This window comes from Actinomadura sp. (assembly GCF_044508335.1).
Classification (GTDB): domain Bacteria; phylum Actinomycetota; class Actinomycetes; order Streptosporangiales; family Streptosporangiaceae; genus Spirillospora.
In genome coordinates, this window is sequence record NZ_JBIQHY010000063.1 from 1 (window position 1) to 17,043 (window position 17,043).

The 17,043-nt window shown below is 72.4% G+C and carries 15 protein-coding genes; 5 read left to right on the forward strand and 10 right to left on the reverse strand.

The window, feature by feature from the left end; genetic code table 11:
• Positions 1-10 precede the first annotated feature (10 nt).
• The 4 genes from ACIWVC_RS20880 to ACIWVC_RS20895 form a co-directional block, all read right to left on the reverse strand.
• Positions 11-469: a carboxymuconolactone decarboxylase family protein gene (locus ACIWVC_RS20880; RefSeq protein ID WP_396449359.1), complete on the reverse strand. Its 459-nt coding sequence runs from the start codon at positions 467-469 to the stop codon at positions 11-13.
• A gap of 60 nt (positions 470-529) precedes the next feature.
• Positions 530-1,048 carry a hypothetical protein gene (locus ACIWVC_RS20885; protein ID WP_396449360.1) on the reverse strand — a complete coding sequence of 173 codons (519 nt, stop codon included), beginning with the start codon at positions 1,046-1,048 and terminating at the stop codon, positions 530-532.
• A 98-nt stretch (positions 1,049-1,146) separates the two neighbouring features.
• Positions 1,147-2,367: an ROK family protein gene (locus tag ACIWVC_RS20890; protein WP_396449361.1), complete on the reverse strand. Its 1,221-nt coding sequence runs from the start codon at positions 2,365-2,367 to the stop codon at positions 1,147-1,149.
• 137 nt (positions 2,368-2,504) lie between these two features.
• A complete protein-coding gene (locus ACIWVC_RS20895; protein WP_396454452.1) occupies positions 2,505-3,932 on the reverse strand; it encodes an MDR family MFS transporter in 1,428 nt (475 codons plus the stop codon).
• 91 nt (positions 3,933-4,023) lie between these two features.
• Between ACIWVC_RS20895 and ACIWVC_RS20900 the strand changes: the two genes are divergently transcribed.
• A complete protein-coding gene (locus tag ACIWVC_RS20900) occupies positions 4,024-4,620 on the forward strand; it encodes a TetR/AcrR family transcriptional regulator (protein WP_396449363.1) in 597 nt (198 codons plus the stop codon).
• Here the strand turns inward: ACIWVC_RS20900 and ACIWVC_RS20905 are convergent.
• The 3 genes from ACIWVC_RS20905 to ACIWVC_RS20915 all read right to left on the reverse strand — a co-directional run bounded on the left by ACIWVC_RS20905 (position 4,617) and on the right by ACIWVC_RS20915 (position 8,226).
• Positions 4,617-5,666, reverse strand: coding sequence for an MBL fold metallo-hydrolase (locus ACIWVC_RS20905; protein WP_396449364.1), 1,050 nt, complete (start codon positions 5,664-5,666; stop codon positions 4,617-4,619). The genes ACIWVC_RS20900 and ACIWVC_RS20905 overlap by 4 nt on opposite strands.
• A gap of 77 nt (positions 5,667-5,743) precedes the next feature.
• Positions 5,744-6,802, reverse strand: coding sequence for an arabinan endo-1,5-alpha-L-arabinosidase (locus ACIWVC_RS20910; protein WP_396449365.1), 1,059 nt, complete (start codon positions 6,800-6,802; stop codon positions 5,744-5,746).
• 398 nt (positions 6,803-7,200) lie between these two features.
• A complete protein-coding gene (locus tag ACIWVC_RS20915) occupies positions 7,201-8,226 on the reverse strand; it encodes a LacI family DNA-binding transcriptional regulator (protein ID WP_396449366.1) in 1,026 nt (341 codons plus the stop codon).
• Positions 8,227-8,597: 371 nt separating this feature from the next.
• Between ACIWVC_RS20915 and ACIWVC_RS20920 the strand changes: the two genes are divergently transcribed.
• Genes ACIWVC_RS20920 through ACIWVC_RS20935 form a run of 4 tightly spaced genes read left to right on the forward strand, consistent with a single transcriptional unit; the run spans position 8,598 to position 13,214 of the window.
• Entirely contained in the window at positions 8,598-9,890 is a 1,293-nt protein-coding gene (locus ACIWVC_RS20920) for an ABC transporter substrate-binding protein (RefSeq protein WP_396449367.1), read from the forward strand.
• Positions 9,887-10,759, forward strand: a complete 873-nt coding sequence (locus ACIWVC_RS20925) for a carbohydrate ABC transporter permease (RefSeq protein ID WP_396449368.1) — start codon at positions 9,887-9,889, stop codon at positions 10,757-10,759. The genes ACIWVC_RS20920 and ACIWVC_RS20925 overlap by 4 nt, the downstream gene beginning before the upstream one ends.
• Positions 10,756-11,670 carry a carbohydrate ABC transporter permease gene (locus ACIWVC_RS20930; RefSeq protein ID WP_396449369.1) on the forward strand — a complete coding sequence of 305 codons (915 nt, stop codon included), beginning with the start codon at positions 10,756-10,758 and terminating at the stop codon, positions 11,668-11,670. The genes ACIWVC_RS20925 and ACIWVC_RS20930 overlap by 4 nt, the downstream gene beginning before the upstream one ends.
• Positions 11,671-11,690: 20 nt before the next feature.
• Complete coding sequence (locus ACIWVC_RS20935; protein WP_396449370.1) at positions 11,691-13,214, forward strand: alpha-N-arabinofuranosidase; 1,524 nt, start codon at positions 11,691-11,693, stop codon at positions 13,212-13,214.
• Positions 13,215-13,224: 10 nt separating this feature from the next.
• Here ACIWVC_RS20935 and ACIWVC_RS20940 read toward each other — a convergent pair whose 3' ends face one another.
• The 3 genes from ACIWVC_RS20940 to ACIWVC_RS20950 all read right to left on the reverse strand — a co-directional run bounded on the left by ACIWVC_RS20940 (position 13,225) and on the right by ACIWVC_RS20950 (position 17,008).
• Entirely contained in the window at positions 13,225-14,007 is a 783-nt protein-coding gene (locus ACIWVC_RS20940; protein ID WP_396449371.1) for an endonuclease/exonuclease/phosphatase family protein, read from the reverse strand.
• A gap of 16 nt (positions 14,008-14,023) precedes the next feature.
• A complete protein-coding gene (locus ACIWVC_RS20945) occupies positions 14,024-15,787 on the reverse strand; it encodes an SDR family oxidoreductase (protein ID WP_396449372.1) in 1,764 nt (587 codons plus the stop codon).
• A 126-nt stretch (positions 15,788-15,913) separates the two neighbouring features.
• A complete protein-coding gene (locus ACIWVC_RS20950) occupies positions 15,914-17,008 on the reverse strand; it encodes a CapA family protein (protein WP_396449373.1) in 1,095 nt (364 codons plus the stop codon).
• Positions 17,009-17,043: the final 35 nt, after the last annotated feature.

Genomic DNA, 17,043 nt, shown 5'->3' on the forward strand with positions numbered 1-17,043 from the left:
GCGCCGCCGGTCAGCCGCAGGCGCCGGCGGGCGCCTGGACGGTCGTGTTGATGCGGTTGAACAGGTTCTCCAGCGAGATCACGAGGATGAGCGCCGACCGCTGCCGCTCGTCGAAGTGGGCGGCGACCTCGTCCCACAGCGCGTCCGGCACCGCCGGCGCGGACCGGTCGGCGAGCCGGGTGACGTGCTCGGCGAGGTCCAGCGCCGCCCGCTCGGCGGCCGTGAAGAAGGGCGCGCCCCGCCAGGCCGCGACGGCGGCCGTCCGCTCCGCGGGCTCACCCGCCCTGATCAGGTTGTGGACGTGGCCGTGGGCGCAGGCGCCGCACCCGTTGATCTGGCTGGTGCGCAGGGAGACCAGTTCCTGCAGTTCGTGCGTGAGTCCGCCCTCGTTGACGGCCTGGATCAGCCCCCCGATGCCCTCCATCGCGCTGGGCAGGACGTGGGCCGGGTTCTTCATCCGCGCTTCCATGGCTTCTCCTTCGAGCGGGTCGACACATGGGCGACGGCGAGCACCGGAGGCGATGTGACATCACGCGGCGGCGGGCGCCATGGTGCGGCGGCGCCAGTAGTGGACGGTCAGGATCGCCAGCAGCGGCCCCCAGGCGAGGAAGGGCGCGTAGGCGAGCGTCATCACCGCGCCCGCGAAGCCGTGCGGGCTCTCGCTGTCGGCCATCGCGTCATTCCAGCCGGACGCGCCCGTCACGCCGATCAGCGTGACCGCCGCCGCCCCCAGCGACGCGGCGCCGACGGCGAACGGCACGGGCACCCGGCGCCCGCCGACCCGCGGGAACCAGTGCGGGAACACCTCGCCCCACGGCCGCACCAGCCCGAGCGCGAGCAGGGCGAAGGACTCCGCCACGATGCTGAGCGCGAAGACGTACGGGGTCCCGATGGGGTGCGGGAAGTCGGCCAGCTCGCTGCTCTCCGCGAAACCCACCGGCACGCCGAGGCCCAGTGCGATCCGCCACAGGCCGGACGGCAGGACGGTCAGCGGGATGGCGTGCGCCACCCAGTAGGCCCAGCGGGGCACGGGACGGGCTGTGGTCATGGCGTCCTCCTTGATCGGCAGGACTTCATGCTCACGCGGCCGGGCCGTCCGGCACGTCCCCCGGGAGGGCCGCGGCGTTCCCCCGCGCGGGGGAACCGCTACGCGTTCTCGACGCCGAGGACGCCCAGCGGATCGGCGAGCAGCGGCGCGAAGCCGAGCTCGGCCGCCCCGGCCAGCGTCGCGTCGTAGCCGAGCGCGGCGGTGCGGAGCGCGACGCGCTCCCGGGACACCGGCAGGCCGCCGGTCGTCACCCGGTCGCGGACGACGGCCGCCGCACCCCGGTAGATCTCGCTGAGGATGCCGCCGAAGACGACGACGCCGGGATTGAACAGGTTGATCAGGTTGACCACGCCGATGCCGAGCCAGCCGCCGACCCGGTCGAGGGCCGCGCGGGCGGCCGGGTCCCCGCGCTCCGCGGCCGCCACGACCGCCCGGACGCCCTCCCGCCCGACGGGGCCGCCGGCGCGTCCGGCCGCCTCCAGCAGCGCCGGCTCGCCGACCTCCGCCTCCAGGCAGCCCCGCGAGCCGCAGTTGCACGGGCGGCCGTCGTACGGGTTGACGATCATGTGGCCGAGTTCGGCGGCGTAGCCCTCGTCGCCGTCCAGCAGCCGGCCGCCGACGATGATGCCGCCGCCCACCCCGACGTCCCCGTGCAGGTAGACGAGGTTCTCGCGGCCGGCGCCCGCACCGCGCACCTGCTCGGCCAGCGCCCCCAGATGCGCCTCGTTGCCGACCGCCACGGGCAGCCCGAGGCCGAGCCGCCTGCCGAGCTCCGGGCCGACGTCGAGGTCCGTCCACCCCAGGGTCGGCGCCAGCCGCACCTTCCCGTCGACGGCCCTGATCAGGCCGCAGTAGGACAGGCCGACCCCCACGCACTCCGCCTCCGGAGGCGCGGCGGCCGCGAGCGCGCCACCGAACGAGGCGAGGACTCCGACCACTTCCTCCAGGTCGTCCTGCCCCCGCCGCCGCGGCGCGTCCCTGCGCTCCAGCACGGCGCCGCCGAGCCCGACCCTGGCGGCGGCCACCCGGTCCACCGCGACGTCGAAGGCCAGCACGTACACCCGGCTGCTCTCGGCCCGGACGACGAGCGGCGGCCGGCCCGCCCGTCCCGTCGCCGCCGACGTCTCCTCCCGCACCAGGCCGGCGGCGGCGAGCTTGGCGATCAGCGTCAGGACCGTGCTGCGGTTCACGCCCATCCGCTCGGCGAGCTCGGTGCGCGACACCGCCCCGTCCCGGTGCACCTCCCGCAGCACCGCCCCGAGGTTCCGCCGCCGCGTCGACGGCGATACCCGCCGCGGCGAGACGAGAGAGGAGGACATGTCCCACAAGCTACCCAAGGAGCCTCTCCGGGCCGAGCCGCCCCCGGATCGGAACCCCGCTCCCAAGCCGTCCGCGCTCGGATGATCGGGGGCGGCCCGTGGCCCCGGCAGGCTTGGGGTGCCTGCCGGGGCCTTCTTCAGCGTGCTTCGTGGGCCGGCGTCGGCGGTGCGGGCTCGGCCGGGGCGGGGGCCGGCTGCTGGACGGCGGCTCGGCCGGGGAGCAGCAGGGCCAGCAGGGCGGCCACGCCCGCGAAGCCGGTTGCCCACCAGAAGGACTGGTGGAAGGCGCCGACCGGGTCGCCGGTCGCCATGACGTGCGCCAGGATCACCGCCAGGACCGCCGTCCCGAAGGAGCCGCCTATCTGCTGGGCCACGCGGATCAGGACGCTGGCGTGGGCGATCTGCTCGCGGTCCAGGCCCAGGTACGCGACGGCCATGACCGGGACGGTGACGGCGCCCAGGCCGATGCCGCGCAGGAGCAGCCATGCGGCGAGCGTCCAGGTGCCCGTGTGGGCGTCGGCGTAGGCGAAGGGGACGGTGGCGGCGCCGACGACCAGGAAGCCGGCGACGGCGATCGGGCGGGCGCCGAGGCGGTCGGTGAGGCTGCCGGCGAGGGAGCGGCTCAGCAGCGCGCCGATGCCCTGCGGGACGAGCGCGAGGCCCGCGTCGAGGGCCGTGGTGCCGCGGACCTGCTGGTAGAGCAGCGGCAGCAGCAGGACGGCGCCGTAGAGGGCGAAGCCGGAGAAGAACAGCACGGTCGAGGCCGACACCGTCGGGCGGCGGGCGAACAGGCGGACGTCCACGAGCGGGTCGGTGCGGCGCAGCGCGTAGGCGGCGAAGCCCGCGAGGAGCCCCACGCCGGCGATCAGCGGGGTCAGGGTGCCGGGCTCCGCGAAGCCCTTGGTGGCGGCCTCGGAGAGGCCGAAGATGGTCGCGGCCAGGCCGGGGGCGAGCAGGGTCAGCCCGGGGACGTCCAGGCGGGGGCGACCGGACGGGTCGTCGCGGTCGAGGTACCGGGCGGCGAGCCAGATGCCGACCACGCAGAACGGGACGTTCACCCAGAACATCCACCGCCAGCTGAGGTGCGTGAGGATCAAGCCTCCCACCAGCGGGCCGAGGATCGGGCCGAGCAGGGCGGGCAGCGCGACGACCGCCGTGGTGCGGCCGAGCAGCCGGCCGCCCGCGGCGCGGACGACCAGGGTGGTCATCACCGGCAGCATCAGCCCGCCGCCGATGCCCTGGACGACCCGCCCGGCGATCAGGGCCGGGGCGTTCCAGGCGGCGCTGGACGCCAGGGAGCCGGCCAGGAACACGGCCAGCGAGAAGATCCACACGCGCTTGCCGCCGAACCGGGCCATCGCCCAGGTGCTGAGCGGGACGGTGATGCCGAGCGCGAGCAGGTAGGCGGTGGTGACCCACTGGATCGTGGCGACCGAGGAATGCAGATCGGCCACCAGCGAGTGCAGCGCCACCCCGACGATCGTGGTGTCGAAGACGACGGCCAGGACGCCGACGATCAGCACGCCGGCGGTCCTGAGCACCTTCGAATCGAGACGGTCCCCCATTGCGCACCTCGTTAAGAGTCATCAGTGTTTCTTATCCCCCACGGTAGACTGTCCCATTAAGAAACACAAGTGACTCTTAACGGAGGACGCCGTGGCGGAGGAGCCGGGCCGGCGCCGGCGGGGCAAGGCTCTGGAGGACGCGCTGCTGCGCGCCGCGTGGGACGAGCTGGTCGAGTCCGGCTACGCGGCGCTGACGATGGAGCGCGTGGCGGCCCGGGCGGGCACCAGCCGGGCCGTCCTCTACCGGCGGTGGCCGGGCAAGACCGAACTGGTGATCGCGGCCATCCGGCACCGGAGGGAGACCGATCCGGTCACCATCCCGGACACCGGGAACCTGCGCGACGACCTCATCGCGCTGATGCGGTCCGCGACCCGGCGGCGCATCGACCTCGCCGCCATGATCGGCGCGCAGCTCGGCGGCCTGTTCGCCGAGGCCGGCACCACGCCCGCCGAGCTGCGCGGACAGCTCATCGGCGCGGGGTCGCTCTGGTCGCGGGACATCTACCGGCGCGCGGTCCAGCGCGGCGAGCTCGACCGCGACCGCGTCCCCGGCTCGGTGCTCGCGATGCCGTTCGACCTGCTGCGCCACGACATGCTCATGACGTTCGAGCCCGTCCCGGACGAGCGCATCATCGCCATCGTGGACGAGCTGTTCCTCCCCCTCCTGGCCCGCTACCAGGAGGGTTAGGCGGCGGAAAGGCGGTACGTCGTGCCGCTGCTGCCCTGCACCCAGGCGCCGGGCAGGGCGGAGGCCAGGGCGTGCTGGGCGCGCCAGCCGGTGCAGTGGCCGGGGACGACCAGGCTCGGCGCCAGGTCGGTCAGCGCGGCGACCGTGGGCGGGATGACCGGTTCGAAGGCCGGGCCGCCCAGATGCAGCCCGCCGACGAGCGCGTGCAGCCGGTCGACCCCCGTCAGCCGCCGCGCGTGCCGGACGATGTTGACCGCGCCCGCGTGCCCGCACCCCGTCAGCACCACCAGGCCCCGGTCGCGGACGTGCACGACGAGCGCCTGGTCGTCGGCCACCAGCGGGTCGTGCACCCAGTCCGACCCCGTCCACGCCTGGTGCGGCGGCGGCATGCCGTGCTCGAACTCGGTGGTGCGGTCGACCTCGCCGGTGATCAGCACGGCGCCGTCCAGCAGCAGGGACGGCTCGCGCCGCTCGATGATCTCGAAGCCCTCCGCGTCCAGCGCCCGCCTGCTCAGCGTCGGCAGCTCCTCCGGCTCCCGGCCGGGCACCGCGAACCGGCGCCGGGTCCACACCAGCGGGTGCAGCACCATCGGCAGGGACCGGACGCCGCGCCTGCCGGCCAGCCCGGCGAGCCCGCCCGTGTGGTCGAAATGGCCGTGGCTGAGCACGACGGCCTGGACGTCCCCGAAGCCGACGCCGAGCCGGTCGGCGTTGGTGACCATCGCGTCCTGGGAGCGACCCGTGTCGAACAGCAGCGTGGTCGAGCGCCCGGCCCTGCGCACCGTGACCAGTGCGGCGAAGCCGTGCTCGGCGATCAGCCCGTCGTAGGTGCGGCCCTCCTCGAACAGCGGCGCCTCCACCGCGCCCGCGCCGGCCGCGGCCCGCCGGGTGCGCTCGTCGCTGGTCAGCAGGGAGTCGAAGACGTTGTCGACCAGGGTGACGATCTCGACCTCGTCCACCGGCTCCAGCGCGATCGGATCGACCGCCGGCCCCGGCGCCGGACGCGGCATCGACGCCCGTGCCTCCCCGGCCGCTGTCTCGCACATGGCGGCAGCCTAACCCGGAGGACGGCGGGCCGCCCGCTCCGGCCCGGCGGGGTGGTCCGGGCCGGAACGGGCCGTCGTCAGTAGACGTAGGGCCAGGCGGAGCCGTCCCAGCCGAGCAGGTTGATGCCCAGGAAGGACGCGCCGCTGTCCGCGTAGTAGTGGTAGAAGAGCACGTCGCCGTCGACGTCGCCGAGGACGGCCTGGTGGCCCGGCCCGTGGATCGAGCCGTGGCCCGCGAGCACCTCGGTGCCGCCGCCGCTGTTCATGGGCACGCCGTTGCGGTCGACGTAGGGGCCGGTGACGGACGCCGACCGGCCCACCATGACGCGGTAGGTGCTGGCGGCGCCCCGGCAGCAGTAGTCGAACGACACGAACAGGTAGTAGTAGCCGCCGTGCCGGTAGATGAACGGAGCCTCGATCGGGCCGCCGCCCCGGGACGCGATGGAGCGCACGGACCGGTCGGACGAGGAGCGCAGGCCGCTGCCGGCGTCAAGGCGGATCATCTTGATGCCGGACCAGAACGACCCGAAGGTCAGCCACCACTGGCCCGACCCGTCGACGACGAGGTTCGGGTCGATCGCGTTGTAGTCCACCGAGGAGCTGCTGTCGATGACCATGCCGCGGTGCGTCCAGGTGCCCGACGCGCCGGTGGGACTGGTGGCCAGGAAGATCGCCGAATGCTGCGACCCGAAGGTGGACGCCGAGTAGTACAGGTAGAACTGGCCGTTGTGGTAGGAGATGTCGGGCGCCCACAGGCTCCGGCCGCCATTGGTGTAGGCGCTGGTCCACGGCGCGCCGCCGGGGAAGGCGACGCCGGCGTTCCGCCACGCGGTCCGGTCGGTGGACGTCTTGATCGGGATGTCGTCGCCGGTCGTGACGACGATGTAGGTCCCGCCGGGCGCCCGGACGACGGAGGGGTCGTGCGCGCCGGTCGAGCCGGTGACGTATCCGGGGTTCGGATACCCCGCCGCCAGGGCCTTCCCGGCGGCCGCGCCGGCGAGGCGCACCTGCTCGCCGGCGCCTGCGGACCGGGTGGCCAGGGCAGCCGACGACACCGCCGCGAGCGCGACGGCCAAGGCGATCGCCAAGGCGCGCCAGGGGCGCCGCCGCGCATGCGGCACCAGGGGAGCGGTCATGGGGACTCTCCTTTCGGGTGACGCTGCCGGCCCGAAACACGCGGGGGCGAGCGGCCGGACGGCCGCGGACCCCGCGCATGACAGCGGGTGTGACCGGTAACATCGACGCCGACGTGGCGGCCTTGACTCACCTCCGGGAACGCGGGGCGCCGGCGCACGCGGCCGCGACGGCCGGCGGCGCGCGCCCCGAGTCCGCCGCCGCCGGCAATTGCAGCGCTGCAAAACAGCATGCACCGAACGCCGGAAGGGCGCAAGAACCGTACGAAAGGAACCCGCCGCACGCGCCCCGCCGCCACGAGGCCGCGGCCGGGCGGGCCGCTGCGGCACGCCGCCTCGCGGGCGCGGCCGAGCGAGCCGGTGCGGCACACCGGCACGCGGGCGCGGCCGGGCGGCGGGGGTCAGTGCGCGGCGGGGGCGGCGCGGCCGGCGGTGCTCTCGCGGACGATCAGGCGGTGCGGCGCCCGGAGTTCGAGCCCGGGCGGCGGCGTCTTGCTGCCGATGCGCAGCAGCAGGCGCTCGACGGCGGTGGCCGCGATCATGCCCTTGTCCGGCGAGATCGTGGTGACCGTCGGGTTGGAGTACCGGCCGTCCTCGATGTCGTCGTAGCCGATGACCGCGACGTCCTCCGGCACCCGCATCCCGCGCGAGATCAGCGTGTGGATCGCGCCCAGCGCGACGAGGTCGCTGTAGCAGAAGACGGCGTCCGGCGGGTCGCCGCGGTCGAGCAGGTGGGCCATGGCCTCCGCGCCGTCCGCCCGGTTGAAGCGGGGCCTGCGGATGATGAGGTCCTCGTGCACCGGGAGCCCGCGCCGCTCGTGCGCCTCGCGGAAGCCGCGGGTGCGCAGCTGGGCCGCCTCGCCCGTCTCGTACGGCTGGTCGCCGATCGCGGCGACCCGGCGGCGGCCGAGGTCCAGCAGGTGCTCGACGGCGTGCCGGGACGCCTCGACGTCGTCGATGCCGACGTGGTCGAACGTTCCATCGCTGACGCGCTCGCCGAGGATGACCAGCGGCAGGTCGGGGTCGCGGTCGGCGAGGGCCTCCTGCGAGAGGCCGAGCGGGCTGAAGATGACCCCGTCGAAGAGCAGCCGGCTGGAGCCGTGGTTGATGAGCATCCGCTCGTGCTCGCGGTCGCCGTCCGTCTGGTCGATCAGCACGTTGTAGCCCTGCACGCGGGCGGCCCGGATGATGTCCTGGAGCAGTTCGGAGAAATACGGCGTGTCCAGGTACGGGACGACCACCGCGATCTGCCCGGACCGGCCGCGCGCCAGGTTGCGGGCGAGCACGTTGGGCCGGTAGCCGAGCTGGTCGACGGCCTCCTGCACGCGCCGCCGGGTGTGCTCGGTGACGTTGGCGTAGCCGTTCACCACGTTGGAGACCGTCCGGCTGGACACGCCGGCGAGCTCGGCCACGTCGCGCAGGGTCACCTCACGTCCTCGTCGCATCCCCGTCCCCTCCGGCTGGTGTCGGTCGGCGGCCCGCTCCGGCCCTCCACAAGCTTCCGGCAGTTCCCTCTTGCCGTCCACTGCCGCGCCGTGCATCCTGTTTGCAGCGCTGCAAAGGATATCCGAAACCGGTGGGCCATGCGCTCACCAGGGCTGACATGCGACTCGCGAGACGCCTCGCGCTCGTGCGGGCACGGGACGTACGCGGGACCTGACAGCCGGTCCTTGGTGTGCCAGCACCAAGGACCGACTTACCCAACACGCGATACCAGCGCGTCGAATCCCCCTGGGAGGGACCAATGAGTGTCAGGCACTCCAGTCTAAAACGCGGACGGCGCCGGCCGGTCCGGGCGATGGTCGCGGTGGTCGCCGCCGCCGCGCTGACCGCCGCGGGCTGCGGCGGGTCCGGCGACGCGGGCGGCAAGCCCGACGGCCCCGTCAAGATCAAGGTCTGGGCCTGGTACCCGTCGTTCAAGCCGGTCGTCGACCACTTCAACAAGACGCACACCGACGTCCAGATCGAGTGGACGAACGCCGGCACCGGCCAGGACCAGTACACCAAGCTGCAGACCGCGCTCAAGGCGGGCAAGGGCGCGCCGGACGTGGTGATGATCGAGTTCCAGGAGATCCCCACGTTCCAGCTCACCAAGCACCTGGTCGACATGGGCGAGTACGGCGCCAACGCCGCCAAGGGCAACTACGTCGACTGGGCGTGGAAGCAGGTCAGCGCCGGCGACAAGGTGTACGCGATCCCGGTCGACGCCGGCCCGATGGCGATGCTGTACCGCAAGGACATCTTCGACAAGTACAAGCTCACCGTCCCGAAGACCTGGGCCGAGTTCAAGGAGCAGGCGCAGAAGCTGAAGAAGGCGTCGCCGTCCAGCTTCATGACCGACTTCGGCGCCAACGACGGCGGCTTCATGACCGGGCTGCTGTGGCAGGCCGGCGCGCGGCCGTTCGACTACACGTCCGCGAAGGCGCCGAACATCGGTCTCAGCCTCAACGGCCCGCAGGCCAAGCAGACGATGTCGTACTGGGAGGACATGGTCGGCACCGGCCTCGCCGACACCACCGCCTTCGCGACGACCGACTTCTACACCGGCCTGACCACCGGCAAGTACGCCACCTACCTGGCCGCCGGCTGGGGTCCCGGCTACCTGGCGAGCGTCGCCAAGAAGACTTCCGGCAAGTGGCGGGCCGCGCCGCTGCCGCAGTGGACGGACGGCGCGAACGCGCAGGGCGACTGGGGCGGCTCCGCGTTCGCCGTCACCGACCAGTCCGAGCACCCGAAGGAGGCGACGAAGGTCGCCATGGAGATCTTCGGGGTCGACAAGGAGGCGTGGCGCATCGGCATCGACCAGGCGTTCCTGTTCCCGACCGCGACGCCGATCCTGGAGTGGGACTACTTCCGCGGCAAGGAGTACGAGTTCTTCGGCGGCCAGAAGGTCAACGAGGTGTTCGTGCCCGCGTACAACGGCGTCGGCGAGTTCCGCTGGAGCCCGTTCAACAGCTACTACTTCAGCCAGCTGACGACGGCCCTGAACCAGGCCATCGAGAAGAAGACCTCGTGGCCGGCGGCGCTGGACACCGTCCAGCAGAACCTGACGAAGTACGCCTCGCAGCAGGGCTTCAAGGTCGCGCCGTGAGGATACGCAAGGGACCCGGCCGCCACGCGGCGGCCGGGTGGCTGTTCGTCACCCCCTTCACCGTCCTGCTCGTCGCGTTCCTGCTGCTGCCGATGGCGTACGCGGCCAAGCTCAGCCTGTACCGGTCCACGCTGGTGCAGGGCGAGGTCTTCGCCTGGCTGGACAACTACCGGCAGGCGCTCGGCGACCCCGAGTTCCGCCGCGGCGTCGTCCGCGTGATCGTCTTCGGGGTCGTGCAGACCCCGGTGATGATCGCGCTGGCGCTGGTCTTCGCGCTGCTCATCGACGAGGCCACCTCACGCCTGTCGCGGTTCTTCCGGCTGGCGGCGTTCGTCCCGTACGCGGTGCCGGTGGTGATCGGGACGCTGATGTGGGGCTTCCTCTACAGCCCGCGGACCGGCCTGTTCAGCTCCGCCGGCGGCCTGGACCCGCTGTCCGGCGACACGGTGCTGGTCTCGCTGGGCAACGTCGTGACCTGGCAGTGGGCCGGCTACAACATGATCGTCCTGTACGCGGCGCTGCAGGGGCTGCCGCGCGAGGTGTACGAGTCGGCCCGCATCGACGGCGCCGGGCCGGTGCAGATCGCGCTGCGCATCAAGACGCCGATGATCTCCGCGGCGATCGTGCTGGTCACGATCTTCACGATCATCGGCACCCTGCAGTTCTTCACCGAGCCGCTGATCCTGCAGCCGCTGAACCCGGGCGCGATCACCAACAGCTACACGCCCAACATGTACGCCTACCACCAGGCGTTCTCGTACCAGCAGTACAACTACTCCGCCGCCATCTCCTTCCTGCTGGGCGCGGTCGTCTTCATCGGGTCGTACATCTTCCTGTTCGTCACGAGGCGAAGGAGCGCGCTGCGATGAGCACCGTGACGCTGGACGGCACGTCCACCCGCGCGGCCGAGCGGACGCCGCGCCGGACGGCCCGGTTCGGCGCCGGGCGGATCGCCTCGCACGCCGTGATGGCGGTCATGGCGGTGTACTTCCTGCTGCCGTTCTGGTGGCTGCTGGTGGCGGCGACGAAGAACAACGACGGGCTGTTCGGCTCGCAGCCGCTGTGGTTCGGCGGCGACTTCAGCCTGTTCGACAACCTGTCCCGGCTGTTCACCCAGGACGACGGCGTCTACCTCAAGTGGCTGCGGAACTCGGCGCTGTACTCGGTCGTGAGCGGCTTCGGCGCGACGGCGGTCGCGGCGCTCGCCGGATACGCGTTCGCCAAGCTGCGCTTCCCCGGGCGCAACGCGCTGTTCGCGGCCCTGCTCGGCCTGATCATGGTGCCGATGACGGCGCTCGTCCTGCCGACGTACCTGCTGATGAGCGAGATCGGGCTCACCGACTCGGTGTGGGCGGTGATCCTGCCGTCGCTGCTCAACCCGTTCGGCGTGTACCTGCTGCGCGTCTACGCGCACGACTCGGTGCCGGACGAGATGCTGGAGGCCGCCCGCATCGACGGCGCCGGCGAGTTCCGGGTGTTCCTCAGCGTCGCGCTGCCGGCGATGCGCCCCGCGCTCGTCACCGTGCTGCTGTTCACGATGGTGGCCACCTGGAACAACTTCTTCCTGCCGCTGGTGATGCTCAGCGACGACGACCTGTTCCCGCTGACCGTGGGACTGCGCACGTGGTACCAGTCCGCGACCATCGGCAGCGGCGGCGGGCAGGCCCTGTTCAACGTCATCGTGGCCGGCTCGCTCGTCGCGATCATCCCCCTGATCATCGCTTTCCTCCTGCTCCAGCGGTACTGGCGCGGCGGCCTCACCATCGGCGCCGTCAAGTGACCGCCCCCCGAAGGGAAAACATGCACCTCGCTTCTGTCGTCCTCGATCCCGCCTCGGTCGTGGCCCCGGTCAGCCGCCGCACGTTCGGCTCGTTCGTCGAGCACATGGGGCGCTGCGTCTACACCGGCATCTACGAACCGGACCACCCGTCGGCGGACGAGGACGGGTTCCGCACCGACGTCCTCGCGCTGACCCGCGAGCTGGGCGTCACGGTGGTGCGCTATCCGGGCGGCAACTTCGTCTCCGGCTACCGCTGGGAGGACGGCATCGGGCCGCGCGACCGGCGGCCCCGCCGCCGCGACCTCGCCTGGCACAGCGTCGAGACGAACCAGGTCGGCATCGACGAGTTCGCCCGGTGGGCGGCCAAGGCCGACGTCGAGATCATGTACGCGGTGAACCTCGGCACCCGGGGCGTCCAGGAGGCGCTGGACGTCCACGAGTACGTCAACCATCCCGAGGGGACCACGCTCTCCGAGCTGCGGCGCGCGAACGGGGCCGCCAAGCCGTACGGCATCCGGATGTGGTGCCTCGGCAACGAGATGGACGGGCCGTGGCAGACCGGGCACAAGACCGCCCACGAGTACGGCCTGCTCGCCGCGTCCACCGCGCGGGCGCTGCGGTCGGCGGAACCGGGCCTCGAACTGGTCGTGTGCGGCAGCTCCAGCTCCGCGATGCCGACGTTCGGCACGTGGGAGGCGACCGTCCTGGAGCACGCCTACGACCTCGTCGACTACGTGTCCTGCCACGCCTACTACGAGGAGATGGACGGCGACCTGGGCTCGTTCCTCGCCAGCGCCGTCGACATGGACCACTTCGTCGACAGCATCGTCGCGACGGCCGACAGCGTCGGCGCGCGGCTGCGCAGCAAGAAGAAGATCAACCTGTCGTTCGACGAGTGGAACGTCTGGTACCTGTCCCGCTTCCAGGGCCAAGAGCCCCCCGAGAGCTGGGACGTGGCGCCCCGCGTCATCGAGGACGAGTACAACGTCGCGGACGCCGTCGTCGTCGGCAACCTGCTCATCTCCCTGCTGCGGCACAGCGACCGGGTCACCGCGGCCTGCCAGGCGCAGCTGGTCAACGTGATCGCCCCGATCCGCACCGAGCCCGGCGGCCCGGCCTGGCGGCAGACGATCTTCCACCCGTTCGCGAAGACCGCGGCCCTCGCCCGCGGGGACGTGCTGCGCACGCGCCTCACGTCCCCCACCTACGGGACCGCCAAGTACGGCGAGGTCCCGGTGGTCGACGCCATCGCCACCCACGACGCGGAGACCGGCGAGGTGGTCGTCTTCGCCGTCAACCGCGACCAGAACGACCCCGTGGAACTGACCGTGGACCTGCACCTGTTCGCCGAGGCCCTGCACCTCGCCGAGGCCGACACGCTGACCGACGCCGACCTGGCCGCCACCAACACCCGCGAATCCCCGGACCGCGTCGTCCTCCGCCCCAACGACCGGGTGACGGTCGAAGGCGACACCCTGAAGGCCGTCCTCCCCCGAGTCTCCTGGACCGCGATCCGCCTCCGGCCGGCGGGAGCCGACCGGTGAGCCCGCCGGATCAGGTGGGGAGGTGCAGGGCGGCCTCTATGGCGTAGTGGTCGGAGAGGTGGGCTCGGGCGCCGTCCGGCAGGGTGATCTCGTCGGTGAAGACGACGCGGGGGTCTGCCTTTAGGCCCGGTGTATGGAGGAGCTGGTCTATCGCCCCGATGTCGGCGCATTCGGGGCGGTAGGTCGGTTCTGTGCTGCCGGCGAGGGCGTCCTGCAGGCCGGCGGCGGACGCGAACGCCGCGAAGTAGGGGGAGTCGCGGGGGACGTTGAAGTCGCCCACCGCGACCAGGGGTTCGGCCGGGTCGATCCTGCTGACGGCCTGCGCCAGCTGTGCCAGTTCGCCCTGCTCCACCTTCGTGTAGGCGTTGGACGGGGACCAGTCCATGTCCAGGTTCGCGGAGAGGTGCGTGTTCACCACCGTCAGGTAGCCGCTCGGCAGCTTGACGCGGGTGAACAGGGCGCCTTTGTTGAGGAACCATTCCGGACGGGCCGGACGGGCGAGAGCGAACGGCTCGTAGTGGGTGCGGGTGATGGGCCAGCGGGAAAGGGTGACCAGTCCCCCGCGGATGAGCGGGAACCCCCAGGCCCGCGCCATGTGCGGATAGGACGGCGTCGCGCGGCGCAGCCGGGAGAGGATGAACGGCGATATCACCTCTTGCAGGCAGACGATGTCGTAGTCGGAATCGTCGAGAAGCCCTGCCAGGGCGTCCATGCGGGCTCGCGTGCGGCCGCGGAAGAGGGTGTTGAACGTGAGGATGCGCGTCTTCGCGGCGTGACGTTCCTGCGCGGCCATGGCCGCCACTCTACGGTCAGGTCAGCCGTTCTATGGCGTGGTCTCCGGCGCGGCGGCCGACGCGGGCGAGCGCCCTGTTGGCGGCCGGGGACACGCGGGAGAGCAACCGGCCGGCGCGCGCCTCGACGGTGACGGGCACCACCGGGACGTCCTGCCGGACGGCCCGCAGGATCGCCTTCGCCACCTTCTCCGGCGGGAACCCGCGACGCTGGATCGCGCGGCCCATCCGTTCGCGCAGTTCGTCGTCCACACCTGGCGGCAGGCCGACGAAACGGGTCCGGCCCGTGATGGGCGTGTCGATGACGCCGGGGCAGATGGCGGAGACCCCGATCCCGTAGCGGTCCAGGTCCAGGCGGAGACTTTCCGTCATGTGGAGCACGGCGGCCTTGGTCGCGCTGTAGGCGGGCAGTTCGGGGCTCGGCACGAACGCGGCGAACGACGAGATGTTGACGATGTGGCCCCACTCGCCGCGTTCCACCATCTGGCGCCCGAACAGGCGGGAACCGCGATACACGCCGTCGAGGTTGATGGACCGTATGCGCGTCCATTCGTCCTCGGACATCTCCAGCAGGGAACCCGCCACGGCGATGCCCGCATTGTTGACCACGATGTCGGGGACGCCGAACGTTTCCCGGACGTAGTCGGCGAATCGTTCCATCGCGTCCGCGTCGGCCACGTCGACCCCGTAAATGTGGGCTTCGCCGCCGGCCGCCTCTATCTCGTCCATGGTTCGCTTGGCGGCGCCCTCGTCGATGTCGGCGACGACGACCCGCGCCCCCGCGGCGGCGAAGGCGTGGGCGGTCGCGCGTCCGATGCCGCTGCCCGCGCCGGTGACGACGACGAGATCGCCCCCGAACTCCTTGCCGGGCCGTCCCGCCGCACGGGCGTGGGCGAGACCCGGCGTCTCCGGGCCGCCCTCGATGTGGTCGACGAACTCGGCGACCCAGCGGGCGATGAGGTCGGGGCGGCTGCGCGCCACCCAATGGCCTGCCGGTGCACGGCGCACGTACAGGCGCGGCACGAGCCCGCGTGCGGACAGCAGCAGCGACTGCGAGCCGTACCGGTCCTTGAGCGGGACGATGAGCTGGACGGGGACGTCCGTCCGGCCGTCGCCGGACGCGCCGCGACCCACGTTGGCGCGGTACAGGCCGAGGCCGTTGCGGGCGTCCGCCGGCAGCGTCTCCGCCGGGTGGCCGGGCCTCGGCTCGGCGCCCTCGCGCAGCCGCATCATCCGCCCGAACCCGGCGGCGAGCGCGCGGGCCGCGGCCTCGCCGACGCGGGGCGCCATGAACACCGGCATGTAGACGCTGCGGCGCGCCTGTCCGAGCACCTCCGCGACGCCCCGCGGCCCTGACCGGACGCCCTCGCGCACCCACCGCGCCATGTGCCGCCGGTCCGGGCCGGAGATCGAGGTGAAGGACGCGATGCGCCTCCGCAGCCGGTCGCCGATGACCGCCTCCCAGCCCTGCACCGACCCCCAGTCGTGCCCCACCAGGTGGACGGGGGCGTCGGCGCCGACACCGTCCAGGACGGCCTCCAGGTCGCCCATGAGCGCGTCGAGGCCGTAATCGAGCGGGTCGGACGGGGCACTCGACGCGCCCGCGCCCCGCACGTCGTACACGACGACGCGGAACCGCGGGGCGAGGCGCTCGGCCACGTCGTCCCACATCGCTCCCGTATCGGGGTAGCCGTGCACGAGGACCACCGTCGGCCGCCCGTCCTCGCCGCGCGTCCGCACCGCCAGCTCGATCTCGCCCGACCTCACCCGCAGCTCTCGCATAAGCCCGAACTTACGCCCATCGGACGCGCCGTCCAATGCGGCCGGCCGCGCGAACCGTCCGATCGGCAGGGGATCGCCGCTCACAGGCCCCACCCTGTTCCCTCCCGCAGTGGGGGAGTCCAGCCCTCAGGACGGACGCGCCGACAGGCCCGTGCAGCCGCGCAGCCCGTTCCACCGCTTGAGCTCCGCCTTCGCGGCGGCGCCCTTCATCGGGATCGGGATGCCGCCCTGGATGAGGGCCGGGCTCCACTTGTCCTTGACGACCTTGCCGTCCTGCACCTTCAGGAACAGCACGCCGGACTTCGCCGTCTGGCCGTTGGCCGAGTAGAACACGAAGTTGCCCATGCCGTAGTGGACGTAGGTGTCATTCAGGTAGCCGCCGCCCAGGGGGATGTGAGCGTGACCCCCCACGATGATGTCGGCGCCGGCCTCCACCAGTTGCCGGGCGAGTTCCTTCTGGCGCGGCAGCGGGCAAGGCTGGAGCTCAGCACCCCAGTGCAGGTGGACGATGACGACGTCCGACCCCTTGCGCGCCTCCTTCACCGCCTGGACCATCCGCGGGACGTTCTTCGCCGACGCGAGACCGCCCTGGCTGTCGGTCGCCGTCCAAGCCTGGATCAGGTTGTCGTCCAGGACCTGCGTCGCGCCCACGATGGCGAGCTTGTTGCCCTTCACCGTCACCCGATACGGCTTGTAGGCGGCATCGGCGTTCTTACCGATGCCGACGACCGGGAAGCCCGTCCGCTTGATCGCGAGCAGGGAGTCGCGCAGGCCGCCCTGCATGTAGTCCATGCCGTGGTTGTTGGCCATGGAGACGACGTCCACCCCGGCGGCCTTCAGCGCCTTGAACGCGGAAGGCGGCGCCCGGAAGGTGAACTGCTTGCCGGGCGCGGGCGTACCCCCGGTCGTGATGGCGGTCTCCAGGTTGAGCATGGTGAGGTCGGCGGCCCGCAACTGCTTCGCCACCGGCCCGAGCGCCGTGGACGGGTTGCCGAGCCGCGCCCGCAACTGCCCCTCGAAGTGGGTGTCGCCGCCGAACGCGAGGATGATCGGCTGCTTGGCGGGCGGCGCGGTCTTCTGCCCGCCGCCCTGCGCGCCGGACGTCGCCGGCGGCGGGGTCGCCCCCTTCGCCTCGGAGTCCCCCGAACCCCCGCACGCCGCCGCCGTCAGAGCCGCTCCGGCCATGACCGCGGCCGCGGCCGCCGTCCCCCGCCTGCTCATCGCCTCGCCTCCGTCCGGCCCTCTTGGACCCTGGG